Here is a 24,754-nt window from a genome sequence, read left to right as displayed (position 1 = left end):
AGACTGCCCGGCCGAGCAGGCTCAGACGATGCGCGTCTCCGGCGACACCGTCAGCGACGCGTCACGCTGGGCGAGGTCACCGATGGCGTCGTCGATCCGAGACAGCACGTCGGCGTCGAGGCGGACACCGGACGCCTTGACGTTCTCGGTGACCTGCTCGGGGCGCGAGGCGCCGATCAGCGCACTGGCGACATTGTCGTTCTGCAGCACCCAGGCCACCGCGAGCTGCGCCATGGACAGTCCGAGGTCGTCGGCGATCGGCGCGAGTTTCTGCACACCGGTGAGAGTTTCGTCGTTGAGGAAGCGCGAAATCATGTCCGCGCCGCCCTTCTCGTCGGTGGCGCGGCTGCCGGCGGGAGGCTGCTGGCCGGGCTTGTACTTCCCGGTCAAAATGCCCTGCGCGACCGGCGACCAGACGATCTGCGAGATGCCCAGCTCCTGCGAGGTGGGCACCACTTCCTCCTCGATGACCCGCCACAGCATCGAGTACTGCGGCTGGTTCGAGATCAGCTGGAACCCGAGTTCGTCGGCCAGCTTGTGTCCCTCGCGCAGTTGCTGCGAGGTCCACTCGCTGACGCCGACATACAGGACCTTGCCCTGCCGGACGAGGTCGGCGAACGCCTGCATCGTCTCTTCCAGCGGCGTCTCGTAGTCGTAGCGGTGCGCCTGGTAGAGGTCGACGTAATCGGTGCCGAGCCGCTGGAGGGAGCCGTTGATCGACTCGGTGATGTGCTTGCGCGACAGGCCGGTGTCGTTGTGTCCCTTGGGGCCGGTCGGGAAGTAGACCTTGGTGAAGATCTCCAGGCTCTCCCGGCGCTCACCCTTGAGCGCCTCGCCCAGCACGGTCTCGGCCGCGGTGTTGGCGTAGACGTCAGCGGTGTCGAAGGTGGTGATGCCCGCTTCGAGTGCGGCGCGCACGCAGGCCAGCGCCGCGTCGTTCTCGACCTGGGACCCGTGGGTGAGCCAGTTGCCGTAGGTGATCTCCGAGATCTTCAGGCCTGAATTGCCGAGGTAGCGAAACTCCATGGCTCCCACCGTACGTCGGTGTCAGGAGGCGGCGCTCACGACGTCGGTCAGCTCGGTGCGGTCGGCGAGCGTGAGGCGCGCCGGCAGGTTGGCCCAGCCTCGCAGGATGCGGGTCGACCGGCGCTCGGCTCCGGGCAACAGCTCGACGCCACCGAAGCGGTCGTAAAGCGCGCGCAGCCCGACCTCACCCTCCATCCGGGCCAGTGCCGCTCCGAGGCAGTAGTGACGCCCGGCCGAGAACGACAGGTGATCACGGGCGTTCGCCCGCTGTATGTCGAACCGGTCCGGATCCTCGAAAACTTTCGGGTCACGATTGGCGCCGGCCAGCACGGTGATGACGAGCTCGGCCTCCTTCAGCCGCTGACCGGTGATCTCGATGTCGCGGCTGACCTGTCGGCCGGTGAGCAGCACCGGCGGGTCGAAGCGCAGAATCTCCTCGACCGCATTGGCCCACCGGTCCGGTTCCGCGCGCAGCAGCCGCAACTGCTCCGGGTGCTCGTCGAGCAGCCGGATCCCGTTGCCCAGCAGATTGACGGTGGTCTCGAACCCTGCGGCGAGGACGAGGCCAGCGGTGGCCTTGAGCTCACGTTCGTTCAGCTGTCCGCCCTCATCGCCGGCCTGCACGAGCTGGCTGAACAGGTCGTCGCCGGGATGCCTGCGGAGGTGGGCAAGATGCTCGCCGAGCCACGCATCGAACTCGTCGAGCGAGCTCTCGACCTCGCGGAAGTCCCGCCAGCTGAGGCCCATGTCGAGGCTGGGTGCCGCGCCGCCGCCGAGCCGGAGCACCAGGTCGCGGTCCCGTTGCGGCACCCCGAGGATCTCCGAGATCACCTCGACCGGCAGGCGCGAGCAGTAGGACTCGACCAGGTCGACGGGCCGGTCCGCGGGGAGCTGGTCCAGCAGGTCCGAGGCGATCTGCTCGGTGCGCACCCGCAGCTTCTCCACGGCGCGCGCGGTGAAGACACGCGTGACCAGTCTGCGGTAGCGGGTGTGGTCCGGCGGCTCGACCGCGAGCAGTGAGGGCGACTCGACCGGATTGACGCCGTCCCGCTTCGCCCACCTCCCGAGCTTGCCGAGCAGGGTGCCGTCCTCGAAGATGAACCCGGCGTGAACATCGTTGCTGCTCAACGTCTCCCGCACGGCTTCATGATCCACGGTGATGTGTCCGAGGCGCCAGCGCGCCATGGTGCCTGCGGCCCGGATCTCGTCCATGAGTGGCACCAGATCACGCGTGCTGACCCTCTCGGCCTGGGTGGACATCCGGCCCTGGAGATCGCCCCGGCGCGCGGCGATCCGCATGAGACCGCCGGGCAGACCGTGCCCGAGGCCCCAGCGCACGGCGCGTTTGAGCGCGTCTGCTGAGTTCATCAACGCCTCCGCGTTACGACAGGTGTAGTGGCCTACTTCACAGTAGGCCCGAACGCGCCGGGGCGCCACCGTCTACGGTGAAGCCATGCCGCTCCAGGAGTGCTCTGTCGCAGCTTCCCGACGGGTCCGTGCACGGGAGCTGGGCGTCGCGCCCGGGACCGGGAGGCCGGGCCCGGCGAACTCCATCACCGACGTTCCGGGCGTGCGCGTGGGCCAGGTGACGATCCGCGAGGGCACCCGGCTGCACACCGGTGTCACCGCAATCGTGCCGGATGCGGTGGATGTGGCCGGTGGGAGACTGCCGGCCGGACTCTTCGTCGGCAACGGTTACGGAAAACTCGTCGGCGCAACGCAATTGGCCGAGCTCGGCGAGATCGAGACGCCAATCCTGCTGACCGGCACGCTGTCCGCCTTCCGGGTGGCCGACGCCCTCGTCTCCTACGTGCTGGCCACACCGGGCAACGAGCAGGTCGAGTCGCTCAACCCGGTGGTCGGCGAGACCAATGACGGTCATCTGTCCGACATCCGCAGCCGCCCGGTGACCGAGGCACACGTCCTGCAGGCCCTGGCCGATGCGACGGCGGAGCCGGTGGAGCAGGGCTGTGTCGGTGCCGGCACGGGCACTGCGGCCCTGGGCTTCAAGGGCGGGATCGGCAGCTCGTCACGGGTGGTCGATCTCGGTGCACACGGCAGCTGCACCGTCGGCGTGCTCGCGCAGACGAATTTCTCCGGCACGCTCACCGTGCGCGGCATACCGATCACTCCACGGGAAGCGCTTGGTCTCGACACACCTGGTCTCGACACACCTCCTCCGCTGCGCTCCCCCGGCACTCGACCAGCTGATGATGAAGAGCCGCAGGGCAATTCGTGCATGCTCGTGGTTGCCGTGGACGCCGGCCTCGACGCCCGTCAGCTGACCCGGGTCGCCACCCGTGCGGTCTTCGGTATGGCGCACGCCGGATCCGACTTCGCCCAGGGCAGCGGCGATTACGCGATCGCCTTCGACACCGGGCGGTCGCGCGGCATCCCCGACAACGCGCTCAACCCGGTCTTCTTCGCAGTCCAGGAGGCCGTCGCCGAGGCGGTGCTGGACTCGCTCTTCCTGGCCACGACGACGGAGGGGTTCCACGACCACGTCATGCACGCCGTGCCGCTGGACTTCGTCCTCGAGAAGTGCGCCGCCGCAGGGGTGCTCACGCGAAGCTGAGCCGCAGGTCGTCACCGAGGTGCCGATAGCCGAGCGCCCGGTAGATCTTGTTGGAGGTCGGATTGGCCAGCTGGGTGTAGAGCATGCAGGTGTGTCCCCGCTCCTGCTCGCGCCGGCTCGCCGCAGCCACCACCGCGCTGGCGTAGCCGTGACCGCGCTCGGCCCGCGGGGTGTACACACCGGACACCCGCACGACGCCGCCGTATGGCGCGCTTGCCCAGCACATCGCGACCGGACGGCCGGCGACCTGCCAGAGGCTGACGTTGCCCACGGCGATCTGCCGCCGGGCCGTGGCCTCGGCGTTGATCTCGCGGTCTCCGATCTCGACCAGGAAGTCGCGCACCCAGCCGGTGAGGAGCGGCAGCTGCGACTCGTCGGCGATGACGTGATCGCCGTCGACCGCCCACCGCAGTTGCGCCGGCACCGGCAAGTCGTAGACGCCGATGCCCTCCCGCCCGATGATGCGTCCACCCGTGGGCTCGAGATAGGCGTCGGCGAAGTCGAGCGCCGCGTCCCGTGGGCCATTGACTCCCGAAACCGGTGCACCGCAGGCGCGCAGATGGTCCGCCAGGGCGGGCACCGCGCCCGGCAGGTCGGTCGGCAGGTGCAACGGCTGCGGTGCGGTCAGCATCGCGACCAGCGCAGCGGCGCCGTGCTCGTCCTCGACGGCATACCAGCGCGGCTCGACATACCGGCTCGGCTCGGCCAGCAGTGATCCGGTGACGGTCGAGAACACCGAGTAGGCCACCGGATCCGTCGCCACGAGCTGCTGCGCACAGGAGATCGCCTCGCGGGGGTCGGTCAACGTGCGCACCTGCCATGGGGTCGTGTCGCTCATGCCGCCGATCCTGGCAGTGCCAGGCGGCCGCGGCCACCGAGTTCGGGCGCTGTCGAGATGGATTCGGCTCCCGTCGAATCGTTGTGCGCCCGTTGCGGCGCCCGCAAGCTGGTCCCGTAGCAAGCCGCCGGAGGGGGCGACGGGTCGAGGCGCACGCTGTCCGCAGGGGGGACAGCGTGCGCCTCGGTCTGTCGGGAGGGGCTCGCGAGGCTCACGAGGGCTGCGTCACCCGCCGGACCGGTCACTGCCAGACTGGTCGGACCAGCGAGGAAGGGACGACGGCGCAGTGTCCATCGAAGACGGCGAGCGAGCGATCGAAGAGGGGGTCCGCACCGATTTCCGGTCGCGGATGGACTACGGCGGCTACCTGGACCTCGACAAGCTGCTGGACGCGCAGCACCCGGTCAGCGAGCCGGTCCACCCCGACGAGTTGCTGTTCATCATCCAGCACCAGACCACCGAACTCTGGTTCAAGCTCGTGCTGCACGAACTGGAGTCGGTGCGCACCTATCTGCAGGCGGAGGACGTCAGTCGGGCCCGCAAGGCTCTCGCACGGGTCAAGCACATCTTCCGCACACTGGCCGAGCAGTGGTCCGTGCTGGCCACGCTCACGCCCAGCGAATACGGAGAGTTTCGAGGCTTTCTCGGCTCCGCATCCGGATTTCAGTCCTACCAGTACCGCTGCGTCGAATTCATCCTCGGCAACAAGAACGCCGGCATGCTGCCGGTCTTCGAGGCCGCGCCCGAGCAGCAGGAACGACTGCGCGGGATCCTCCACGCACCCACCGTGTATGACGCCTTCCTCCGTTTCCTGGTCTCCCGCGGCCACCAGGTGCCCGAGCACGTCCTGGCCCGGGACGTCAGCCAGGCGTGGGTGGAGCAACCGGACCTCGTCCCGGTCTTCCAGCGGATCTACGAGGATCCCGACGCGCACTGGGCCGAATACGCCATGTGCGAGGACCTGGTCGACTTGGAGGACGCCTTCCAGTTCTGGCGGTTCCGGCACCTGCGCACCGTTCAGCGCACCATCGGCTACAAGAAGGGCACCGGCGGCAGCTCGGGCGTCGGCTTCCTCAAACGCGCACTCGACCTGACCTTCTTCCCCGAGCTCTACTCCGTGCGAACGGAGATCGGCTGACATGCCCGACATCCTCACCCGGTTACCCGATCACCTTGTCGCAGAGGCGGAATCACTGGACCAGGGCGATCCGCTGGCGGCATACCGCGAGCAGTTCGTGCTCCCCGACGGCGTGGTGGCCTACCTGGACGGCAATTCGCTGGGCCGGCCGTTGGAGGTCACCCGCGACCGGCTCGCCGAGTTCGTCGACGAGGAGTGGGGCGAGCGGCTGATCCGCGCCTGGGACGAGTCCTGGATGGACCGCCCGCTGCAGCTCGGCGACACGATCGGGCGGGTGGCGCTCGGCGCCGCACCGGGGCAGACCGCGGTCGCCGACTCCACCACGGTGCTGCTCTACAAGCTGGCCCGTGCGGCGGTGGCGGCGCGGCCGGGCCGCACCCGGATCGTCGCCGACACCGAGAACTTCCCGACCGACCGCTACATCGTGCACGGCATCGCCGCGGAGCTCGGCCTGACGGTCGACTGGATCGAGCCCGATCCGGCCACTGGTGTGACACCCGAACAGGTCCGCGAAAAGGTCTCTGCCGACACCGCTTTGGTGTTGCTGAGTCACATCGCCTACAAGTCGGCATACGTCGCCGACCTGCCGGCCGTCACCGCAGCGGCACACGACGGCGGCGCGTTGGTGCTCTGGGACCTGAGCCACTCGGTCGGTCTCCTCCCGATCGGGCTCGACGCCGCGCGCGTCGACCTGGCGGTCGGCTGCACCTACAAGTATCTGAACGGCGGACCCGGCGCGCCGGCCTTCGGCTATGTCGCGAAATCGTTGCAGGAGAAGCTGACTCAGCCGATCAGCGGCTGGATGGGGCACGCGGAGCCGTTCACCATGGGCCCGGCGTACACGCCGGCCGAGGGGATGCGGCGATTCATCAGCGGCACTCCGCCGATCCTCGGGATGCTGCCGATGCAGGACATGCTCGGCTTGGTGGAGCAGGCCGGCATCGAGGCGATCCGGGAGAAGTCGATCCGGCTCACCGAGTTCGTGGTCGACGTCGCGGACCAGGCGCTGGGACCGTTGGGCGTCACGGTCGCGTCGCCGCGTGACCCCTCGCTGCGCGGTGGGCACGTCACGCTCGAGCACGACGCGATGCAGGACGCCATCGCCCAGTTGTGGCAGCGTGGCGTCATACCCGACTTCCGGCGGCCGCGCGGTTTGCGTGCGGGTATGTCGCCGCTGTCGACCAGCTTCGTGGAGGTGGCGACCGCACTGGCCCACTTGCATGAGATCCTCAGCAGCCAGCACGAATGACAGGAGCAAAGTCATGCAGCAGGTGAAAGCCGTTGTCGCCATGGCCAAGGGCGAGCCGGTCAGCATCCAGACGATCAACGTCCCCGACCCGGGGCCGGGCGAGGCACTGGTCAAGATCCAGGCGTGCGGGGTGTGCCACACCGACCTGCACTACCGCGAGGGCGGCATCAACGACGACTTCCCCTTCCTGCTCGGGCACGAGGCCGCCGGCATCGTCGAGGCGGTCGGTGAGGGCGTCACCGACGTGACACCGGGCGACTTCGTGATCCTCAACTGGCGCGCCGTCTGCGGGGAGTGCCGGGCCTGCAAGCGCGGTGAGCCGCAATACTGCTTCGCCACTCACAACGCCACTCAGAAGATGACGCTGGAGGACGGCACCGAGCTGAGCCCCGCGCTCGGCATCGGAGCGTTCGCCGAGAAAACGCTCGTCGCGGCGGGCCAGTGCACCAAGGTGGACCCGGACGCGCGCCCGGCCGCGGCCGGTCTGCTGGGCTGCGGCGTGATGGCCGGCTTGGGCGCCGCGATCAACACCGGCGGCGCCACTCGTGGCCGCTCGGTCGCCGTCATCGGCTGCGGCGGTGTCGGAGTCGCGGCTGTCGCCGGCGCGGTGCTCGCCGGCGCTTCCCCGGTCATCGCGGTCGACATCGACCCGCGCAAGCTGGAGGCGGCGAAGCGGGCCGGCGCCACGCACACCGTCGACTCCTCCCAGGCCGACCCGGTCGAGCAGATCAAGGCGATCTGCGAGCAGGTCTACCCCGGCGCCGAGGGTGCCGACATCGTCGTCGACGCGGTCGGCCGCCCGGAGACGTGGAAGCAGGCGTTCTACGCACGCGACCTGGCCGGCACCGTGGTGCTCGTGGGCGTGCCGACACCGGACATGAAGCTGCCGGACCTGCCGCTCATCGACGTCTTCGGCCGCGGCGGAGCCCTGAAGTCCAGCTGGTACGGCGACTGCCTGCCCAGCCGCGACTTCCCGATGCTGATCGACCTCTACCAGCGCGGCCGGCTCGACCTCGACGCGTTCGTCAGTGAGGAGATCGCGCTCGACGAGGTCGAGCAGGCGTTCGCCAAGATGCACGACGGCAACGTGCTGCGGTCGGTCGTCGTCTTCTAGGCACCCGAGGACGGGAGTCTCGGCGCTAGCGTTGGGGGCCCACGGTCCGGCCGGCAGGAGGAAGCGCGCCAGATGCAGCAAGGTGACCTGTCGGAGCTGTTCCGGATCCTCGACCTGACCGGCGTCTTCGCCAACGCGATCCTCGGCGGGCTGGTCGCCCGCCACGAGCGCCTGGACCCGATCGGTTTCCTCACCTTCGCGGTGCTGTCCGGACTCGGCGGCGGGATCGTGCGGGACGTCCTGTTGCAGCACGGGCCGCCGGTGGCACTGCAGGACTACGCCTACCTGCTCACGGCGTTCGCCGGAGCGGCGATCTCGTATGTCGCCAACGTCAGCGGCCCGCTGTGGGATCGCGTGTGGCCGGTCGTCGACGCCATCGCGCTGGGCACCTGGGCCGCCGCCGGCGCGCAGAAGAGCCTGGCCGTCGGCATCGGCTGGCTCCCGGCGATCCTGCTCGGCACGATCACCGCGGTCGGCGGCGGCGCCATACGCGACATCGTGACGCGACGCATCCCCACCGTGCTGGGTGGCAACACGCTCTACGCCTCGTGTGCGATCGTCGCCAGCGGGGTCCTCGTCGTCTGCTCCGAGAACGGTCGGCCGACCGTGGGTCTGGTGGCGTCCACGGTCACCGGCGCGGGGCTGTGTCTGGTCGCCCGATGGCGCGGGTGGATGCTGCCGGACGCCGATGCGTGGACCGTGGCCCCACGACGGGTCGCGGCCAAGGCCGGCCTGGACCGCGCCCGCCGGGAGAAGCTCGCGCGGGCGTTGCAGACCAGGAGACGTCCAGCCGGGCGGCGCAGGGTGGATGCCGAGGCGACCGACCACGAGGAGGAACCATGACCAGCACCGACTCCGCCCGGAACGTTCTGGCCGGACTCGACGGCATGCGCCACGATCTCGAGGACTTCTACCGCGATCTGCACGAGCACCCGGAACTCTCGCACCAAGAGGCCAGGACCGCGAGCAAGGTCGCCGACCGCCTGCGTGCCGCGGGGTATGACGTCACGACCGGCGTCGACGGGACCGGCGTGGTCGGCGTCCTGCACAACGGCGACGGGCCCCGTGTGCTGCTGCGCGCCGACATGGACGCGCTCCCGGTGCAGGAGGCGACCGGTCTGGCCTATGCCAGTGACGTCACCACCACCGACGCTGCCGGCGACACGGTCCCCGTCATGCACGCGTGCGGGCACGACGTGCACGTGGCCTGTCTCGCCTCCGCGACGGCGCTGCTCGCCGCCGCACGAGACCAGTGGTCCGGCACCCTGGTCGCGCTTTTCCAGCCGGCCGAGGAGGTCGGCGACGGCGCCCGCGGCATGCTGGACGACGGTCTGCAGGAGGTGGTCGGGCCCGTGGACGTGGCGCATGCCCAGCACGTCCTGGCGATGCCGGCCGGGATCGTCGCAACCCGTTCCGGCCCGGTTCTCGCCGCCGCCAACAGCATGCGGGTCACCGTGCACGGCCGCGGGGCGCACGGCTCGATGCCGCAGGCCGCAGTCGACCCGGCGGTGCTGGCGGCGATGATCGTCGTCCGGCTGCAGACGATCGTCTCCCGCGAGATCGCACCGACCGAACCCGCCGTGCTCACCGTCGGTGCGATCCGGTCCGGCACCAAGAGCAACGTCATCGGCGACAGCGCCGTCCTCGAGCTCAACGTCCGCACCTACAACGACCGGACCCGAGAGCAGGTGCTGGACGCCATCCGGCGGATCGTCGCGGCGGAGTGCGCGGCGTCGAACTCGCCGCAGGAGCCGGAGTTCGAGCTGTATGACGAGTTCCCGCCGACGGTCAACGACGAGGCCACCACCGAGTTGCTCGCGGCGGCGTTCGCCGACTTCTTCGGCAACGATGCGCAGGAACTGCCGCTGCAGAGCGCCAGTGAGGACTTCAGCGACATTCCGACGGCACTGGGAATCCCTTACTCCTACTGGGGAATCGGCGGCACCGACGCCGATGCGTATGCCGCCGCGGAACAGGCCGGTCGGGTCGGTGCTGACATCCCGGTCAACCACTCGCCGTTCTTCGCTCCCGTCATACAACCGACCTTGGATCGTGGTGTGCAAGCGCTCGTCGTCGCGGCGCTGGCACACCTCGGTAAGGACGAGTGACCGAATCCGCTGAGCGGAGTGGGGTGTTCGGCGCCGGCGCGCGGTGCGCTGGAATGGCTGGAGTGGCGCATTTCCGTACCACCGATACGCTTTACCGAAAACGTGTTCGATGAATTCCTCGCATCGTCCACGCGTCTAGAGTACAGTGAAGGTACGTCGAAAGCATTGCGCGGGAGGGAGGTTCGCGACATGGATGCCTATTCGGGACTGCCCGGCGCACCTTTTACGCTCTCCCCGTGGGCACCGGTTCTGGAGACGTTGTCACACCTGCCGCGCCCGGTCGGGGACCGGAGCTACTCGCCGCCCTGCACGATGTGGCGGACCTATTGGACGAGGTGCCGGGGGCGGTGCACCAGCTCGGCACCGCCCAGGAGGACGAACTGGTCTCGGTCCTGCTGCGGTTGCACGGCCGGTCCGCGCAAGTGGCGACCCTGGTGACCGCCGACGCGGTCGACCGGGGTGTCGTCTCACCCTCGGATGCGGCCACCACCAGCCAATGGATCACCGGACACCTCACCGGACAGCAGGGCGGTGGGGTGCCGGTCGAACCGCGCACGATCCGGGCGATGGCAGCAGTGGCCGACGCGTGCCAGCACCGCCAGAACACCGTCATCACGCACGCGTTACGGCAAGGGTCGTGTTCGGTGGAATCCGCCCGGACCGCGCTAACCCAAGCCGACAAAGTGGGTCCGGTGATCCCCACCGCCGACCGCGACGACATCCTGGGCTGGTTCCTGCAGATCGACCCCGGCCTCGGCTGCGCCGGGCTCACCCTGCTGACCCGCCGCATCATCGCCCGTTTCACCCCCGAACAACTATCCCTGGGCGACGAGAAACTCGAACGGGTCGAAACCCTGACCTGGGGCACCACACCGACGGGCATGACCCGGCTGGTGGCCGAACTGGCACCCGCCAACGCCGCAATCCTCCAAAACGCGATCACGGGTGCACCTTCCCCGGCTGCGACCGACCACCCGGCTTCTGCGAAATCCACCACCTCACCCCCTGGTGGGCCGGCGGCCACACCTCCGTGATCAACTCCGCACTCCTGTGCAGCCGCCACCACCACACCGTCCACCGGCAGGGCTACACGGCCGAGGTCCGACCCGACGGCGTCCACTGGGACCTCACACCCGGCCGCATGCCCGCACACCACACCGCAGCAGCGTGAACTCGAGGAGAGCCATGCCCGACCGGCCCGAGATCATCTGCCTCTGCGGCTCGATCCGGTTCGCCGACGAGCTGGATGCGGCGAATCGTGCGCTGACCCTGGAGGGTGTCATCGTCGTCGCGCCGAGTGTTCCACCGCGGGCCGACGCTCACGGCGACGGGTCGATCACCGAGGAGCAACGGGAGACGCTCAGTGCCCTGCACCTGCGCAAGATCGACCTCGCCGACCGGGTGCTGGTCGTCAACCCTGGCGGCTACCTCGGTGAGTCCACGAGCCGGGAGATCGCCTACGCGCGCGAGACCGGCAAGCCGGTCTCGTTCAGCGACGATCGCCGGGCGGAGTGAACGCGGCCAGGGCGGCGGCATCACTGTGTGCCGCGCGGATGTACTCCTCGGCCCACGATCGCCGCAGCGGGTACTCCGACTGCGCGACCACGGCGTCGACGGTGGCCTCCACGTCGATCGATGTATGCCGCAGTGACACACCGCCGTCGTGGAGCAATGCCCAACTGCCGCCTGCACGTCCGTAGGGCATTCCGATGCTGCCCGCGTTGACGACGAGACGGCGATCGACCAGTCGAGCGAACGGCATGTGCGTATGACCGCACACCACTGTGCGGTGCTCCGTGGACAGGCCGGCGAATGCCTCCGACCACCTCTGCAACGGTGAGTCGACGAGCAGGATCTCATCGTGGCGGCGCGGGCTGCCATGGCAGAAGACAACCGGCCCGAAACCGTCGACATCGACAACCCATGGATGCGGCAGTCCGGCGAGCAGAGTGAGGTGAGCCTCGGTGAGCTGTTGCGCGGCCCACGGTGTCACCTCGTCAGGCACGTCGACGTGCTGCCCGCGACGTAGCGCCACGAGTTCACGGTCGGCGTTGCCCTGCACCAATCGCAACCTGTCGCCCTCTGCCAGCAGCCGATCGAGAACACCGCACGGCTGCGGACCTGACGCGTGATCACCGGTGACGACGAGCAAGTCGGCGCCGCGCACCTCCGGCTCTGCCAGCACTGCTTGCAGAACCGGCAGCACGCCATGGACATCCGAGAGCGCTGCGACCGTGGCCACCATGAGTCGATGATCCCAGACCTGCGGCGGGACAACAGCCGGTCAGACCCAGGGCTCGCCCCTCAGCTCAGGGAGCGGTGGCGGCGCGCCAGCAGCACCAGCGCGACGAGCAACGCACCGAGCGCGCCGGCGACGGGTATGTCGCCGACGCCCAGCCCGTGACCGAACGACGGCGGCTTCGCGAAACCGTCCGCGAAGGAGGCACCGAGCGGACGAGTCAACACGTAGGCGCACCAGAACCAGCCGATCTCATGCCGCCCGGTGAGCTGCCACCCGATCGCCGGGATGAGGATCATCGCACCGAAAAGCAGTGCGGACGGGAAGAACCCGAGGCCCAGGGTGGCCGCGGTCAAGTCACCGACGGCGGTGCCCAGCGCGAAGGTGCACATCACCGCAGCCCAGTAGAAGCGTTCGCGACGCGGGTTGTCGATCCGGTGGATGGAGATGGTGCCCTCCGACCGCTTCCACATCACGAAGACGGCCGCGGTGGCGACAGCATACAGCGTGCTGGTGAACGGATAGGTGAGTCCGAGCGCGACGTGCAGTCCGTCGGCGAGCATCGTGCCGAACACCGCGACGGCTGCGACGGCCGTCCAGTAACGCTCGGCGACGTAGCCGTGCGTGCGCAGTTGCCAGCGCAGTGCCGCCGCAAGACCGACGACGCCGACCAGGACTGCGAGGGCCGGGCTGATCCCGGCGAGCCCGTCCGACGCGGCCTCGCCGAACGCCGTCGTGGTCAACTTGAGGACCCAGAAGAGCACTCCGACCGGCGCAACCCACGAGGTGGTCGTCGCCGCGCGCTCGGCGCGCGAGGAAACAGTAGTCACCAGCGCAGGGTGCCCGCACAGCACTGAGGAAACGCTGAGATGTTCCGCGCCGCAGCGGTTCTCTGGCGCAGTATGGCGGAGTGGACCTCCTCACGGCGACTCGCGCACACCGCCGCGCACGCGGACTGCGGGCGCGTCTGGCGGCGGTCACCGCGGTCGCCGTCATCGTGCCGCTGCTGGTCGGTGTCTTCGTCCTGGCCACCTTGCTGCAGCGCTCGCTCACCGGCAGCCTGACCTCCCGGGTGGAGCAGCAGGTCGAAGCGGTCGCCACCGCGGTCCGGCAGGACGGCGTGCGGCCCTCGGTGCTGACCGACGTCGACCCGGCGATGCGGACCGTGATCCTGGACTCCGCCGGCCGGGTCCGGGTGTCGCAACCCGCCGGGCAGACCCGTCCGCTGAGCCAGGACCGGCCGGCCGGCGAGCACCGGTCGGTGCGGAACGCGCGTCACTGGTGGCGGCCCGGTGACGTCGACACACCGCTCGTGGTCAGCCGCGGCGTGCGCACGCCATCCGGGACCTACGTCGTCCAGGTCTCGGCGTCCCAGGAGCCACAGCACGAGGCGATCAGCACCGACGCCAAGATCCTGTTGCTCGGCACCCCGGTGCTCGCGCTGCTGGCTGCGGCACTGGCCTGGTGGGTCGCCGGCCGGGCGCTGGCCCCGGTCGACCGGATGCGCGCGGAAGTCGACGCGGTCGAGGGCGGCCACCTCGACACTCGTGTCGAGGTGCCACCCCAGCAGGACGAGATCGCCGCATTGGCAGTCACGTTGAACCGCATGCTGGACCGGTTGCAGTCCGCACAGGCCCAGCAGCAACGCTTCGTGGCGGACGCCAGTCACGAGTTGCGGTCGCCGCTCGCGACCTTGCAGGCAGCGACCGATCTCGCCTCGGCCGATCCCGCCGGCGAGTGGCCGGTGGTGGCGCCCACGGTGCAGGCCGAGCTCGAGCGGATGAACGCACTGATCGGCGACCTGCTGCTGCTGGCACGCCTCGACGAACGCCGGGCTGCCTCGCCCGTCGGCGAGGTCGATCTGGACGACATCGCGCAGGCGGAGGTCGGCCGGTGGCGCGCCGGCACCACGGTGACCGTGCGGTATGCCGGGACGCCGAGCCGGGCCCGGGCACGGGAGGCCTCGGTGCAGCGCATCGTGCGCAATCTGGTCGACAACGGCACCCGGCACGCCCGGCACGAGGTGCTCGTGACCACCTCGACGGTCGCCGGCCGCGCGGTGCTGACCGTCGACGACGACGGGCCGGGCATCGCCGCACGGGACCGCGAGCGCATCTTCGACCGGTTCGTCCGGCTGGACGCGAGCCGCAGTCGTGGCGAAGGCGGTTTCGGCCTCGGCCTGGCGATCGTGCGCGAACTGGCCCGCAGCACCGGCGGCGAGGTGAGCGCCGGCGAATCACCCTTGGGCGGCGCGCGGTTCACCGTGGTGTTGCCGCTGCCTCAGGAGTCGCGGGCGTCCTCCGTCGACGCGCCGCGGACGTCCTCGAGCCGGTAACCGACGCCACGGACCGTGGTGATGGTGTCCGTCCCGAACGGCCGGTCGATCTTGCGGCGCAGATAGCCGACGTAGACCTCGACGACATTGTCGTCCCCGCTGAACGCGGGGTCCCAGACGTGCGCGAGGATCTCGGACTTGCTGATCGTGGTGTCCGGCCGGCGCATCAGGAAGTGCAGCAGGTTGAACTCCCGGGGTGTCAGCTCGATCTCGTCGTCACCGCGGAACACTCTGGCGGCGGCCGGGTCGAGCCGCAGCCCGCCGGCCGTGACGGTGACCGGCCGGGACACCGGCGTGCGGCGGGTGAGCGCCCGCAGCCGGGCGACCAGCACCGGGAAACTGAACGGCTTGGTCAGGTAGTCGTCGGCGCCCAGGTCCAGGGCGTCGACCTGGTCGAACTCCCCGTCCTTGGCGGTCAGCATCAGCACCGGCGACCACACCTCGCGCTCGCGCAGCCGGCGCAGGACGTCATACCCATGGACACCGGGGAGCATGATGTCCAGCACGATCGCGTCGAAGGTCTCCTCGGTCGCGTGCCACAGGCCGTCAATGCCGTTGTGGGCGACCTCGACGACGAAGCCGGCCTTGCTCAGCCCGCGTTGGATGAGCTGCGCGAGCGGCACCTCGTCCTCGACCACCAGAACCCTCATGGTGCAGGAGTATCGCCCTTCGGGTCTCGTATGACGAGGCGGTGCAACCAGGCCGGCAGGAACGTCGGACCGGGACCGGCGAAGCCGAGGGCCACGCCGACGGCGATCGAACCCCACGCCAGCAGCGGTGCGGCGACGACGTCGGCCAGGAAGTGCGCGCCGATCACCAGCCGGCTGGCGGCGACCACGACGACCAGCGGGAGCCCCACCAGCAGGATGATCCGCTGCAGGGCCCGGTGACCGGCCACGGCGAGGAAGACCCCCCCGACGAGCGAGGCGGTGAAGGCGGTGTGCCCACTGGGGAAGCTGTCCGGTTTGGTCTCCACCACCAGGGCGTGCACCAGGTGCGTCGGCGGACGGTGCCGGTGGAAGAGGAACTTGAAGATCTCGATGGACAGCCAGCCACCCAGCGTCAGGATGGCGGCGCGCAGCGCCACGACCCGGCCCAGGGTGCGCCACAGCACGACGCAGATCAGGATCAGCCACAGCGGACCGACAACCGGGCCCAGCACGACGTTGATCACCTTGCTGATGTCGGCCAGCACGGCGCCCCGGTCGGCAGCCAGCGTCTCGTCGAGACGCAGTTCGCCGGTCCCGCGGGACCCGGTCCCGACCGCCCAGATGCCGATGCCGAGGCCGAGCGTCCAGAGCACCACGGTGGCCAGCAGCGCCCGCGCGCGCGGGAAGGGGGTACTGGCAGACGTTCGGTGTTCCGACGTCATACGGTCGGCATCGGCCTTCAACATGACGGCCAGCCTGACATGCCGCCGCTGAGACGACGCTGAGAGTCAGCCGAGAGGCCGCCCGCGGTAGATCGTGTGGCCGTCGACGGTGAGGATCGTGCCGTCCTGCGCGAGTCCGTGGCGCACCTGCGCCAGGTAGCGCGGGTCGTCCGGCCAGAGCACCACGGCGTCGGCCGAGCGCAGATAGCGCAGCTCCACGTCCTGCCAGCTGCGGCCGCGCGCCCGCAGCGCGGCCGGGTCGTCCGGGCCCATCACCCGCCCGCCGACGTCGATCCATTCGGGACAGCCGGCCGCGAGGTCCTTGCTGAGCACGCCCAGGCGCAGCAGCACCGTCGCGTTGTTGGACGAGACGCACCGCTCGTGCCGCACCGCGCGGGCGAGCTGCGCGGCCCCGGCATACGCGGGTATGGCGGAGGCGCCGGTGATCGTGATCAGGGCGCTGACCACGGCCGTGGTCGCGGTGACCAGCGACGCGGGCACCCGCACCCACTGCTCACCGCGGATGGCGACCGCGGCGGCGCCCATCGTGACGGCGAGCCCGACCGCTGGGTAGTCGTTGTAGTAGGGGAACCACGACGGCGCCGCGAGCAGCACCAGGACCTGCGCCAGGGTCACCACGACCAGCCACCGGGCGCGCCGACTGCCCCGCCAGGCGAGCGCGCCGGTGAGGGCGAGCACGGCGACGGCGACGATCGCCAGCACCGTTCGGGCGGTACTGCTGGTGTGCAGCAGCACCGGGACGGTGGTCATCTCGGCCAGCCGGCCGATGATTGGGGAAGTGCGCGGGCGACCCAGCTGGCCGGTGATCACCGACTGCCACATGGCGGCCGGGTCGGCCAGGAAGAACGGCAGGCAGACGGCGGTCACCGCCGCGGCGGCGCCGAGGAGGGCGTGCACCGCCGGACGAACGCTGCGCCGGCAGTGGCCGTGCCAGACGATGATCAGCAGCACTGGGACGACCCACCAGATCTTGACGGTCAGCGGCAGCCCGATCACCGCGCCGGCCAGGACCGCGGACCACCGTCCCGGCCGGCGCTGGTCACGCAGCAGTGCCAGCAGTCCGAGGAGCAGGAAGAAGTTGCCCAACGGTTCGAGCTTCACCTCGAACTCGGCGATGACCGACCCGAACCAGGCCGCGTAGAAGAGGCCGGCGACCAGGGCGCCGCGGCGCGCCATACCCAACCGGCGGCAGAGCAGGACCACCAGCACCGCGTTCGCCGCGCCCAGCAGACAGAAGAAAAGGGTCGCCACGATGAACGCGTGCCAGTCGGTCATCAGCCGCGTCAGCGCCGCGAACGGCGTCAGCACCAGCGTGATGGCGGGCGGGTGCACCATCGTGAAGTCGCGGTACGGCAGCCGCCCGTGCAGCAGGGCGTCGGAGCCGGCGAAGTAGACACCGCAGTCGTATCCGATGATCCCGTGGAAGCCGCCCTTGCGCAGGACGACCCCGAGGCGGAGGACCAGCGCCAGCGCGAAGACGGCGATCGGTCCGACCCGGACCCGGCGGCGCGGCGGCGCGACGGAGGGAGCTGTGTCGTCCTCGACGATCAGCGCATGCACCGCGTCACTGTCGCTCGGCGCCCTGGCAGTTCCCTCCACGGATCCTGTATGCCGCCCGCTGCACGGACTACGTCGTGTCGCTGGATCGGGATGGCAGCGCCCGGATCTGCACGGTCTGCTCCTCGATGCCCGCGGCCACCCGGTCGAGGGCCGCGGCGACGTCCGCGCCGGCCCGCTCGAGGGCGGCGGCGAGGCGCTCATCGGAGGTGGCGAGCAGGGCGGCGCCGTTGTCGCTCATCCGCACGACCGTCTTGCGACGGTCTGTCGGATGCGCCGATCGGGTTGCCAGACCTGCGGATTCGAGGCGGTCCAGCAGCGCGGTGACGGTCGACGGGGTGAGGCCGACGCGGTCGGCGACTTCGCGCGGGGTGAGTGGCCCGGCCAGTCGCAGGTGCGTCAGCGCCATGGTCTCGGACTCGGTGACGCCGAAGTGGTCGGCGATGGCGTGCCGGAACTGCTCACCCGCGGCGATCAGGTGTCGCAGGGCGGTCGTCGGCTGCACCTCGTCGGGACCCTGGGGACGCTCGGTGGGGGGCATGGCGGCCCGTCCTTCCCGGTGAACGATTGACTGAGTGAGGGCGAGAACGTTCGTTTGTGACATTGTTTGACAGTCGAAGAGCTTACCATTACTTTACTCGCCGTTGACCTTTTTGTGGTCATGCTGGGACCCAATCACCGGCGCCCGCTCCTGCTTCGCGTCCGCCTCGAAAGGTGTTGCCATGCCTGCTTCCTCCCGCCCCCGCCGCCGTACCGCCCACGTCGCGACGGTCGGCGCCCTGCTCGCCGGTCTCGGTGTGTCCGCTGCCTTCGTCTGGCACGCGTCGTACTCGGCGTTCTCGGCCACCACGGCGAACCCGACCAGCAACTGGTCGGCCGGTAGCGTCCAGCTGTCCGACGACGACAGCAACACCGCGCTGTTTTCGGCCACCAACCTCAAGCCGGGTGCCACCGGCACCAAGTGCCTCGCGGTCACCTCGACCGGCTCGCTGCCGTCCGCGGTGAAGCTCTACGGCACCAACCCGGCCACCACCAACGCGCTCTCGTCGTCGATCAACCTGACGATCACGCAGGGCACCGGCGGCGGTTTCGGTTCCTGCTCCGGTTTCACCCCGGCGACGACCGGCCCCACGGTCTACAGCGGCACCCTCGCCGGCTTCGGCAGTGCGGCGTCGAGTTACGCGACCGGCCTGGGCTCCTGGGCGCCGACCGGCAGCGCCTCGGAGACTCGCGTCTTCCAGGTCACGTACACGCTGGACCCGGCGACGCCGAACACCGCGCAGGGCGGCACCGCGTCGGTCGGTCTGACGTGGGAGGCGCAGAACAGCTGAGCCGCCTGAAGCTGCCGGCTCCGGTGCGCATCCGCACCGCCAGGGCCTGACGACCACCGACGAACCCACTGACAGGAAGCCGATCCGTGTCCATCACTCAGATCGCCGGGCCGCTCGCCGCCGCACGCCTCTCGGCGCGGCGGTCGGCCCGGCGCTCGGGCCGGCGCTCGGGCTGGGCCGCCCTGCTGCTGACGGCCGTGTCGCGCGCCGTGCTGACAATGCTGGCCGGACTGCTGCTGTGGTCGGTGGTCCCGTCGCTGCTCGGCTGGCACTCGACGGTGGTCATGAGCGACTCCATGGCGCCGCGGCTGCGCGTCGGGGACATCGCGATCTCCCGCCCGGTCGCGGCCGGTCAGCAGTTGCGCCTCGGCCAGGTGTTGCTGGTGTCTGACCCGGACCACCCGGACCGGCTCCGGCTGCACCGCCTCGCGGCCATCCGTCCCGACGGGAGGCTCACTCTCAAGGGCGATGCGAACCGGGCCGACGACTCCAGCCCGGTGGCGCGCAGCGCGGTGCACGGGATCGGTTCGTTGCGCGTGCCCTTCGTCGGCACACCCGCCTATTGGGTGTCGACCGGTCATCAGGCCCGACTGGTCCTGCTGGTGCTGGCGTTCGGCGGTCTGCTCGCCGGCGCGGTGGCGTTCCGGCCCGATGAGATTCCGGAGGACGACGACGCGGACGACGCGCACGGCGGCGCGCACGGCGACGCTGACGACGATCCGGTCGGCCATGCCGACGGCCGCGCCGACGGCTCGTCCGGTGCCGACGGTCGGGGCGAGCCGGCTGGCACACCGGAGCAGCCCGGGCCGTCCCGCCGCCGGCGGGCAGTGGCCGCGTTCGCCGTCACCACGATCACCGCCACGGGAGTGGGCGTCGCCGGTCCGGCCGATGCCGCCACCACATTCAGTGCGACCACCACCGAGAGCGCCGGCTGGGCCGCCGCCACCTACTTCAGCTGCACGGGAGTGGTGCTGGGCGATCAGGCGAATCCACCGTTCCTCTACTACGAACTCACTGACAGCAGCACCCGGAGCGGGAAGGCCGCCGCGGACTCCTCCGGCAATGCGCGGACCGGGACCTATCAGGGCACGGTGACGGCCGGTGCCGCGGGGCCGTGCAGCCCGGGCGGAAAGGGCGCCACCCTCAACGGCAGCAGCGGCTGGATCTCGACGCCCACGAAGGTCGCCGGCCCGAACACCTTCACGCTGCAGACCTGGTTCAAGACGACGTCCACGTCAGGCGGGGAGCTCATTGGCTTCGGCGACTCGCAGACCGGCCAGCCGAGCAACTATGACCGGCACCTCTACCTCACCGACAGCGGGCAGGTCGTCTTCGGCGTCTACCCGGGCTCGGTGCAGACGATCAACAGTCCGGGCACGTACCGGGACAACGCGTGGCACCAGGTCACGGCGACCTTGTCCTCGGCCGGAATGCAGCTGTACGTCGACGGGGTGCGCGTGGCCGCGAACGCCGCAGTGACGACTGCCCAGAACTACGACGGCTGGTGGCACATAGGCTGGAACAACCTCACCAACTGGGGTTCCACGACGCCGACGGGCCGCTACTTCGCCGGATCGATGGCGGGCGTCGCGGTCTACCCCACCGCGTTGTCGTCGAACGTCATCGCCGCCGGGTACGCGCTGCGGAACGGACCGCAGTAGACCCCGTCAGCGGGTGTCCCCGGATCCGCTCAGCACACCCCGACGCTGCCGGTCGGCCAGCTTGTCGACGTTGCGCTGGGCGATGTCGTCCAGCGAGAGGTCCAGGAAATCGGCGAGGACGGCGGCATACCAGAGCACGTCACCGAGTTCGGAGGCCATGTCGTCGCGGTCCAGCTGCGCCAGGTCGCTGTGCTTGTCGCGCACCAGCTTCTTGACCTTCTCGGCGATCTCGCCGGCCTCGCCGACCAGGCCGAGCACCAGGTGCATGAACTCGTCGGGCGCGTCCTTCGCGCGTGCGGTGCGCAGCGCGGCCTGCTGGTAGTCGTTCATCTGCATCGGGCAACCGTAGTCCGGCCGGCGATGCCGCCTCGCCGGGTACGCGGCTGTCGCCCGGCGGACGATCCGCGCGACCCGGAGACACGCCTGTCGGCCCGGGGTTACGTTGGAAGTTCCACTTCACGACGTAAGAGCCGTGATCGACGCAGATCGGAGCGATATCCCATGACTGGAAACCGAGTCGTCGTCTACAAGGGTGCGGGCGAGGTCGCCGTCGAGTCGATCGACTACCCGAAGCTCGAACTTCCCGAGGACGTCGCGTCCGGGTTGAAGCTGAAGAAGAAGGCGCCGCACGCGGCGATCCTCAAACTCGTGACGACCAACATCTGCGGCAGCGACCAGCACATGGTGCGCGGACGCACCACGGCGCCGGTCGGGCAGACCCTCGGTCACGAGATCACCGGTGAGGTCGTCGAGACCGGCGATGACGTGCTCTTCGTCAAGGAGGGCGACATCTGCTCGGTGCCGTTCAACATCGCCTGCGGCCGATGCCGGATGTGCAACGAGGGCAAGACCGGGATCTGCTTGAACGTCAACCCCGCTCGCGCCGGAGCGGCATATGGGTATGTCGACATGGGCGGCTGGATCGGCGGCCAGGCGGAGTACGTGATGGTGCCGTATGCCGACTTCAACCTGCTGCGCTTCCCCGATCGCGATCACGCGCTGGAGAAGATCCTCGACCTGACGATGTTGTCCGACATCTTCCCGACGGGCTACCACGGCGCCTACACCGCCGGCGTCACGACCGGCTCGACGGTGTATGTCGCGGGCGCCGGCCCGGTCGGCCTGGCGGCTGCGCACGCTGCACAGGTGCTGGGCGCGTCGGTCGTGGTGGTCGGCGACATGAACGCCGACCGGCTCGCGCAGGCGCGCAGTTTCGGCTGCGAGACGATCGACCTGTCGACCGACGCGAGCATCGAGGACCAGCTCGAGCAGTTGCTCGGCGAGCCCGAGGTGGATGCCGCGGTCGACGCCGTCGGCTTCGAGGCGCGCGGCCACGGGTCCGGTGCCGCGGAGGCCCCTGCCACCGTGCTCAACGACATCATGAGCATCTCGCGGGCCGGTGCCTCGCTCGGCATACCCGGCCTCTATGTGACCGGTGACCCCGGTGCGGCCGACGAGAACGCTCAGGTCGGGCAGCTGGGCGTGCGTCTGGGGCTGGGTTGGTCCAAGTCGCACTCCTTCACGACGGGCCAGTGCCCGGTGAAGAAGTACAACCGCCAGCTGATGAACCTCATCCTGGCCGACAAGGCGCACATCGCGAAGGCGGTCAATGCCACGAAGATCAGCCTCGACGAAGCGCCGCAGGGCTACGCGGACTTCGACAAGGGCGCGGCGAAGAAGTATGTGATCGACCCGCACGGCATGGTCGCCTGAAGCCACCTGGTGGTTGGCGAACGTTGAACGGTGGCATGGATCCTTCCGCCGAGGGTCCATGCCACCGTGGGATGTGCGGCGTCAGCGACGGTAGAGCAGGTACTGCCGGCGCGTCCGCTCGAATGCCTTCAGCTCCGGCTGCCAGGCCGCCACGATCTGTGCGGCGCTGTCGCCGGCGGTGAACATCTTCAGGAATCGGTCGGAGCCGGTGAGCAGATTGATCCACCGGCCGGCGTCACCGCGCCAGTCGAAGTCGTCATACAGGTCGCGCAAGGTGGTCATCATCGTGGTCGCGGTGCGGATCGCGTCGACGCGGTGGGGCTCGATGATGTGCACCTGCACCCCGCCGCACACCGTGCCGGCGTTCTTGGAGAAGGTCGGGTTGAAGTAGGCCTCGCGGAACTCCACGCCGGGCAGCCGCTCCTTCGAAGGCCGCCCAGCCCACTCGTAGTCGACGTATGGCGCGCCGATCAGCTCGAAGGGCCGGGTGGTGCCGCGGCCCTCGGAGAGGTTCGTCGCCTCGAACATGCACAGTCCCGGATAGAGCAGGGCGGTGTCGGTGGTCGGCATGTTCGGTGACGGCATGATCCAGGGTGCGCCGGTGTCGGCATACAGCTCGTCGGGCGACCAGCCCTCGACCTCGACGACGTGGAGGTCGGTGACCTTGGCGCCGGCGACGGTGGGCATGAACTCGCCGTTGAAGAACCGCGCCAGTTCGCCGACGGTCATGCCGTGCTGCTGGGCGATCTTGTCCAGGCCGACACCGGAGGTGAAGCCGTCCCGGAGGACCGGGCCCTTGGCCTCTCCGCCGACCGGGTTCGGCCGGTCCAGCACGACGAAACGCTTGCCGAGCTTCGCGGCGGCGGCCATCGCGTTGTACATCGTCCAGATGTAGGTGTAGAACCGGGCGCCGACGTCCTGGATGTCGAAGACGATCGTGTCGACCTTCGCAGTGTCGTAATAGCCGGCGAACTTGTCGATGCTTGCGCCGTAGGCGTCATACACGGTGACGCCGGTGCGTTCGTCGACGTAGGTCTCCTCGGACTCGCCGGCCTGGGCGGTGCCGCGGAAGCCGTGCTCCGGTCCGAAGATGCCGCCGATCTCGACCTTGCCCGACTCGACCATGACGTCGACGATGCTGCGCAGTCCGTCGCGGATCACGCCGGTCGGGTTGGTGATGACGCCGATCCGCTGACCGGAGAAGACCTTCCAGCCGTCGGCGGCCGCGACGTCGGCGCCGCACCGGAACCGGTAACCGTGCCGTCTGTGATGCGCGGCCGTGGTTGCGCTCGCCCGCTCGGTGCCGCCGATCGACAGTGCGCCGGCGCCGGTGACCGCCGCTGCGCCGAGGAAACCGCGGCGGCCCATCCGCTTCTTGGTGAAATCGCTGGTGTTGTCCATCGTCCGAGCCTGCCGCACCGGGACGCGCCATGGACGTGCGAAGGACAATTGTTTTCACGCACCGACTGAGCGGTGGTAACGAACCACTCTTCGGATGCGGGCTGAGCGGTGGATGATGCTCAGGCGAGCGGGGTCAGTGGATGGATGGCGGGCGGTGCGGCGAGGTGCTCGCCCGCCGCACTGAGTGCCGTCTTGACGTGCTCGGTCTCCAAGTGCGCGTCCAGGTCGGACGATGCTCGCCACTTCTCAGTGGTGATGAAGACCGTGGGGTCCACCGTAGAGACGGCCAGTTGGTAGTCGACACAACCGGGCTCGGCACGGGTGGGTTCGACGAGCGCGGTGAGTGCGGCCTGCACGGCCGTCTCCGATCCGGGTTTGGCGGTGATGATCGCGGTCACGGCGATGTCTGGCATGGCGCTCCTTCGGTGATCGGCGGCCGAGGTCTTCGTCCGGTCGATGTCCACCGTATGCCGGTCTGACGGGCCGCGCCGGTGAATGCGGACCCGGCATCGGCGGTGTTGCGGTGCCATGGCCGCGGTCAGCGACGCGACAGCAGGCCGAGCCGGACGGTGCGATCGAGGATGCCGAGGGTCGCTCGCAGCCCGACCTCGGGGATCACCGGGAAGACCGAGGCTTCGATCCGCCCCGGATCGACCTGCGACCAGTCATAGAAGCTCGTCACCCGCGTCGCGTCGCCGGCCGGCTCGAGCGTGTATCCGTAGATGTGCCGCAGCGGTGGCTGGATCGTGCCGTCGATGGTCCAGGCGATGCGCCGGTCCGGCTCATAGTCGGTGATCACGACGGTGACGTCATACCGGCCCATCCGGGGTATGTCGTTCAGCGGCTCGCGGTCCATGTGCACCAGGAAGCGGTCGCCGACGGCACTGACCGGATCGCCCTCGACGTCCTGCAGCATGCCGGAGGCGTCGATCGCCAGGTGACCGCGCGGGGCGCGCAGCACGGCGAAGATGTCGCCGGCCGCCGCCGGGATCGTGCGGGTGATGGTGAAGCGCTTGGGTTCGCTCATGGTGCTCAGCGTCGCATGCCGGCGTATGGCGCGGTATGCCGTCCTGGCG

The 24,754-nt window shown here is 69.6% G+C and carries 25 protein-coding genes; 12 read left to right on the top strand and 13 right to left on the bottom strand.

Going from position 1 to position 24,754, the window contains the following annotated elements:
* Positions 1-21 precede the first annotated feature (21 nt).
* Together ACYVBN_RS11580 and ACYVBN_RS11575 are read right to left on the bottom strand one after the other, a co-directional pair.
* Complete coding sequence (locus ACYVBN_RS11580) at positions 22-1,026, bottom strand: aldo/keto reductase family protein (RefSeq protein ID WP_460600645.1); 1,005 nt, start codon at positions 1,024-1,026, stop codon at positions 22-24.
* A 21-nt stretch (positions 1,027-1,047) separates the two neighbouring features.
* Positions 1,048-2,394, bottom strand: coding sequence for a cytochrome P450 (locus ACYVBN_RS11575; RefSeq protein ID WP_460600644.1), 1,347 nt, complete (start codon positions 2,392-2,394; stop codon positions 1,048-1,050).
* An 85-nt stretch (positions 2,395-2,479) separates the two neighbouring features.
* Between ACYVBN_RS11575 and ACYVBN_RS11570 the strand changes: the two genes are divergently transcribed.
* Positions 2,480-3,601 carry a P1 family peptidase gene (locus ACYVBN_RS11570; protein WP_460600643.1) on the top strand — a complete coding sequence of 374 codons (1,122 nt, stop codon included), beginning with the start codon at positions 2,480-2,482 and terminating at the stop codon, positions 3,599-3,601.
* Here the strand turns inward: ACYVBN_RS11570 and ACYVBN_RS11565 are convergent.
* Positions 3,588-4,439, bottom strand: a complete 852-nt coding sequence (locus tag ACYVBN_RS11565; protein ID WP_460600642.1) for a GNAT family N-acetyltransferase — start codon at positions 4,437-4,439, stop codon at positions 3,588-3,590. The genes ACYVBN_RS11570 and ACYVBN_RS11565 overlap by 14 nt on opposite strands.
* Before the next feature lie 286 nt (positions 4,440-4,725).
* Between ACYVBN_RS11565 and ACYVBN_RS11560 the strand changes: the two genes are divergently transcribed.
* From ACYVBN_RS11560 to ACYVBN_RS11530, 7 genes are all read left to right on the top strand, one after another.
* On the top strand, positions 4,726-5,577 hold the full coding sequence (locus tag ACYVBN_RS11560; RefSeq protein WP_460600641.1) for a tryptophan 2,3-dioxygenase: 852 nt from the start codon (positions 4,726-4,728) through the stop codon (positions 5,575-5,577).
* Between the two features lies 1 nt (position 5,578).
* Positions 5,579-6,826, top strand: coding sequence for a kynureninase (locus tag ACYVBN_RS11555; RefSeq protein WP_460600640.1), 1,248 nt, complete (start codon positions 5,579-5,581; stop codon positions 6,824-6,826).
* Positions 6,827-6,839: 13 nt separating this feature from the next.
* On the top strand, positions 6,840-7,940 hold the full coding sequence (locus ACYVBN_RS11550) for an MDR/zinc-dependent alcohol dehydrogenase-like family protein (RefSeq protein ID WP_460600639.1): 1,101 nt from the start codon (positions 6,840-6,842) through the stop codon (positions 7,938-7,940).
* A 72-nt stretch (positions 7,941-8,012) separates the two neighbouring features.
* On the top strand, positions 8,013-8,783 hold the full coding sequence (locus ACYVBN_RS11545; RefSeq protein WP_440281665.1) for a trimeric intracellular cation channel family protein: 771 nt from the start codon (positions 8,013-8,015) through the stop codon (positions 8,781-8,783).
* Positions 8,780-10,048 carry a zinc-binding metallopeptidase family protein gene (locus tag ACYVBN_RS11540; protein ID WP_460600638.1) on the top strand — a complete coding sequence of 423 codons (1,269 nt, stop codon included), beginning with the start codon at positions 8,780-8,782 and terminating at the stop codon, positions 10,046-10,048. The genes ACYVBN_RS11545 and ACYVBN_RS11540 overlap by 4 nt, the downstream gene beginning before the upstream one ends.
* A 236-nt stretch (positions 10,049-10,284) precedes the next feature.
* Positions 10,285-11,082 carry a hypothetical protein gene (locus tag ACYVBN_RS11535; protein WP_460600637.1) on the top strand — a complete coding sequence of 266 codons (798 nt, stop codon included), beginning with the start codon at positions 10,285-10,287 and terminating at the stop codon, positions 11,080-11,082.
* Between the two features lie 151 nt (positions 11,083-11,233).
* Positions 11,234-11,563, top strand: coding sequence for a hypothetical protein (locus ACYVBN_RS11530; protein WP_460600636.1), 330 nt, complete (start codon positions 11,234-11,236; stop codon positions 11,561-11,563).
* Here ACYVBN_RS11530 and ACYVBN_RS11525 read toward each other — a convergent pair.
* Both ACYVBN_RS11525 and ACYVBN_RS11520 read right to left on the bottom strand, forming a co-directional pair.
* Positions 11,538-12,293: a metallophosphoesterase family protein gene (locus ACYVBN_RS11525; RefSeq protein WP_460600635.1), complete on the bottom strand. Its 756-nt coding sequence runs from the start codon at positions 12,291-12,293 to the stop codon at positions 11,538-11,540. The genes ACYVBN_RS11530 and ACYVBN_RS11525 overlap by 26 nt on opposite strands.
* A 59-nt stretch (positions 12,294-12,352) precedes the next feature.
* Positions 12,353-13,117 (bottom strand): COG4705 family protein, encoded by a 765-nt coding sequence (locus ACYVBN_RS11520; protein ID WP_460600634.1) that lies wholly within the window; start codon positions 13,115-13,117, stop codon positions 12,353-12,355.
* Between the two features lie 80 nt (positions 13,118-13,197).
* On the opposite strand from ACYVBN_RS11520, the gene ACYVBN_RS11515 reads away from it, so the two are divergent.
* Positions 13,198-14,622, top strand: coding sequence for a sensor histidine kinase (locus ACYVBN_RS11515; RefSeq protein ID WP_460600633.1), 1,425 nt, complete (start codon positions 13,198-13,200; stop codon positions 14,620-14,622).
* Here the strand turns inward: ACYVBN_RS11515 and ACYVBN_RS11510 are convergent.
* The 4 genes from ACYVBN_RS11510 to ACYVBN_RS11495 are packed head-to-tail and all read right to left on the bottom strand — an operon-like array spanning position 14,568 to position 18,113.
* The gene (locus ACYVBN_RS11510; protein ID WP_460600632.1) at positions 14,568-15,272 is read right to left on the bottom strand and encodes a response regulator transcription factor; all 705 of its coding nucleotides are present in this window, start codon (positions 15,270-15,272) and stop codon (positions 14,568-14,570) included. The genes ACYVBN_RS11515 and ACYVBN_RS11510 overlap by 55 nt on opposite strands.
* Positions 15,269-16,018 (bottom strand): phosphatase PAP2 family protein, encoded by a 750-nt coding sequence (locus ACYVBN_RS11505; protein WP_460600631.1) that lies wholly within the window; start codon positions 16,016-16,018, stop codon positions 15,269-15,271. The genes ACYVBN_RS11510 and ACYVBN_RS11505 overlap by 4 nt, the downstream gene beginning before the upstream one ends.
* A gap of 42 nt (positions 16,019-16,060) precedes the next feature.
* The gene (locus ACYVBN_RS11500) at positions 16,061-17,614 is read right to left on the bottom strand and encodes a glycosyltransferase 87 family protein (RefSeq protein ID WP_460600630.1); all 1,554 of its coding nucleotides are present in this window, start codon (positions 17,612-17,614) and stop codon (positions 16,061-16,063) included.
* A 28-nt stretch (positions 17,615-17,642) separates the two neighbouring features.
* Positions 17,643-18,113 (bottom strand): MarR family winged helix-turn-helix transcriptional regulator, encoded by a 471-nt coding sequence (locus ACYVBN_RS11495; RefSeq protein WP_460600629.1) that lies wholly within the window; start codon positions 18,111-18,113, stop codon positions 17,643-17,645.
* A 181-nt stretch (positions 18,114-18,294) separates the two neighbouring features.
* Between ACYVBN_RS11495 and ACYVBN_RS11490 the strand changes: the two genes are divergently transcribed.
* Both ACYVBN_RS11490 and ACYVBN_RS11485 read left to right on the top strand, forming a co-directional pair.
* Positions 18,295-18,903 carry a hypothetical protein gene (locus ACYVBN_RS11490; RefSeq protein ID WP_460600628.1) on the top strand — a complete coding sequence of 203 codons (609 nt, stop codon included), beginning with the start codon at positions 18,295-18,297 and terminating at the stop codon, positions 18,901-18,903.
* A gap of 86 nt (positions 18,904-18,989) precedes the next feature.
* Positions 18,990-20,564, top strand: a complete 1,575-nt coding sequence (locus ACYVBN_RS11485) for a LamG-like jellyroll fold domain-containing protein (protein WP_460600627.1) — start codon at positions 18,990-18,992, stop codon at positions 20,562-20,564.
* A gap of 6 nt (positions 20,565-20,570) precedes the next feature.
* Here the strand turns inward: ACYVBN_RS11485 and ACYVBN_RS11480 are convergent, their stop codons facing one another.
* Positions 20,571-20,900, bottom strand: a complete 330-nt coding sequence (locus ACYVBN_RS11480; RefSeq protein ID WP_460600626.1) for a nucleoside triphosphate pyrophosphohydrolase family protein — start codon at positions 20,898-20,900, stop codon at positions 20,571-20,573.
* A gap of 165 nt (positions 20,901-21,065) precedes the next feature.
* On the opposite strand from ACYVBN_RS11480, the gene fdhA reads away from it, so the two are divergent.
* Positions 21,066-22,277, top strand: a complete 1,212-nt coding sequence (gene fdhA / locus ACYVBN_RS11475; protein WP_460600625.1) for a formaldehyde dehydrogenase, glutathione-independent — start codon at positions 21,066-21,068, stop codon at positions 22,275-22,277.
* 81 nt (positions 22,278-22,358) lie between these two features.
* On the opposite strand, the gene ACYVBN_RS11470 is transcribed toward fdhA, so the two are convergent.
* From ACYVBN_RS11470 to ACYVBN_RS11460, 3 genes are all read right to left on the bottom strand, one after another.
* Complete coding sequence (locus ACYVBN_RS11470; RefSeq protein ID WP_460600624.1) at positions 22,359-23,678, bottom strand: exo-beta-N-acetylmuramidase NamZ family protein; 1,320 nt, start codon at positions 23,676-23,678, stop codon at positions 22,359-22,361.
* 119 nt (positions 23,679-23,797) lie between these two features.
* A complete protein-coding gene (locus ACYVBN_RS11465) occupies positions 23,798-24,091 on the bottom strand; it encodes a putative quinol monooxygenase (protein ID WP_460600623.1) in 294 nt (97 codons plus the stop codon).
* A 125-nt stretch (positions 24,092-24,216) separates the two neighbouring features.
* Positions 24,217-24,705 (bottom strand): SRPBCC family protein, encoded by a 489-nt coding sequence (locus ACYVBN_RS11460; protein WP_460600622.1) that lies wholly within the window; start codon positions 24,703-24,705, stop codon positions 24,217-24,219.
* Positions 24,706-24,754 lie beyond the last annotated feature (49 nt).

It is taken from the genome of Flexivirga lutea, from assembly GCF_054778955.1.
This window is presented reverse-complemented; position numbering and strand designations above follow the sequence as displayed.

What these genes read in the sequence shown, in the direction of transcription:
- ACYVBN_RS11465 (WP_460600623.1), bottom strand. Translation starts at nt 24,091, where the DNA reads ATGCCAGACATCGCCGTGACCGCGATCATCACCGCCAAACCCGGATCG.
- ACYVBN_RS11495 (WP_460600629.1), bottom strand. Translation starts at nt 18,113, where the DNA reads ATGCCCCCCACCGAGCGTCCCCAGGGTCCCGACGAGGTGCAGCCGACG.
- ACYVBN_RS11575 (WP_460600644.1), bottom strand. Translation starts at nt 2,394, where the DNA reads ATGAACTCAGCAGACGCGCTCAAACGCGCCGTGCGCTGGGGCCTCGGG.
- ACYVBN_RS11545 (WP_440281665.1), top strand. Translation starts at nt 8,013, where the DNA reads ATGCAGCAAGGTGACCTGTCGGAGCTGTTCCGGATCCTCGACCTGACC.
- ACYVBN_RS11505 (WP_460600631.1), bottom strand. Translation starts at nt 16,018, where the DNA reads ATGTTGAAGGCCGATGCCGACCGTATGACGTCGGAACACCGAACGTCT.
- ACYVBN_RS11530 (WP_460600636.1), top strand. Translation starts at nt 11,234, where the DNA reads ATGCCCGACCGGCCCGAGATCATCTGCCTCTGCGGCTCGATCCGGTTC.
- ACYVBN_RS11525 (WP_460600635.1), bottom strand. Translation starts at nt 12,293, where the DNA reads ATGGTGGCCACGGTCGCAGCGCTCTCGGATGTCCATGGCGTGCTGCCG.
- ACYVBN_RS11580 (WP_460600645.1), bottom strand. Translation starts at nt 1,026, where the DNA reads ATGGAGTTTCGCTACCTCGGCAATTCAGGCCTGAAGATCTCGGAGATC.
- ACYVBN_RS11550 (WP_460600639.1), top strand. Translation starts at nt 6,840, where the DNA reads ATGCAGCAGGTGAAAGCCGTTGTCGCCATGGCCAAGGGCGAGCCGGTC.
- ACYVBN_RS11470 (WP_460600624.1), bottom strand. Translation starts at nt 23,678, where the DNA reads ATGGACAACACCAGCGATTTCACCAAGAAGCGGATGGGCCGCCGCGGT.
- ACYVBN_RS11540 (WP_460600638.1), top strand. Translation starts at nt 8,780, where the DNA reads ATGACCAGCACCGACTCCGCCCGGAACGTTCTGGCCGGACTCGACGGC.
- ACYVBN_RS11480 (WP_460600626.1), bottom strand. Translation starts at nt 20,900, where the DNA reads ATGCAGATGAACGACTACCAGCAGGCCGCGCTGCGCACCGCACGCGCG.
- ACYVBN_RS11460 (WP_460600622.1), bottom strand. Translation starts at nt 24,705, where the DNA reads ATGAGCGAACCCAAGCGCTTCACCATCACCCGCACGATCCCGGCGGCG.
- fdhA (WP_460600625.1), top strand. Translation starts at nt 21,066, where the DNA reads ATGACTGGAAACCGAGTCGTCGTCTACAAGGGTGCGGGCGAGGTCGCC.
- ACYVBN_RS11555 (WP_460600640.1), top strand. Translation starts at nt 5,579, where the DNA reads ATGCCCGACATCCTCACCCGGTTACCCGATCACCTTGTCGCAGAGGCG.
- ACYVBN_RS11570 (WP_460600643.1), top strand. Translation starts at nt 2,480, where the DNA reads ATGCCGCTCCAGGAGTGCTCTGTCGCAGCTTCCCGACGGGTCCGTGCA.
- ACYVBN_RS11510 (WP_460600632.1), bottom strand. Translation starts at nt 15,272, where the DNA reads ATGAGGGTTCTGGTGGTCGAGGACGAGGTGCCGCTCGCGCAGCTCATC.
- ACYVBN_RS11490 (WP_460600628.1), top strand. Translation starts at nt 18,295, where the DNA reads ATGCCTGCTTCCTCCCGCCCCCGCCGCCGTACCGCCCACGTCGCGACG.
- ACYVBN_RS11565 (WP_460600642.1), bottom strand. Translation starts at nt 4,439, where the DNA reads ATGAGCGACACGACCCCATGGCAGGTGCGCACGTTGACCGACCCCCGC.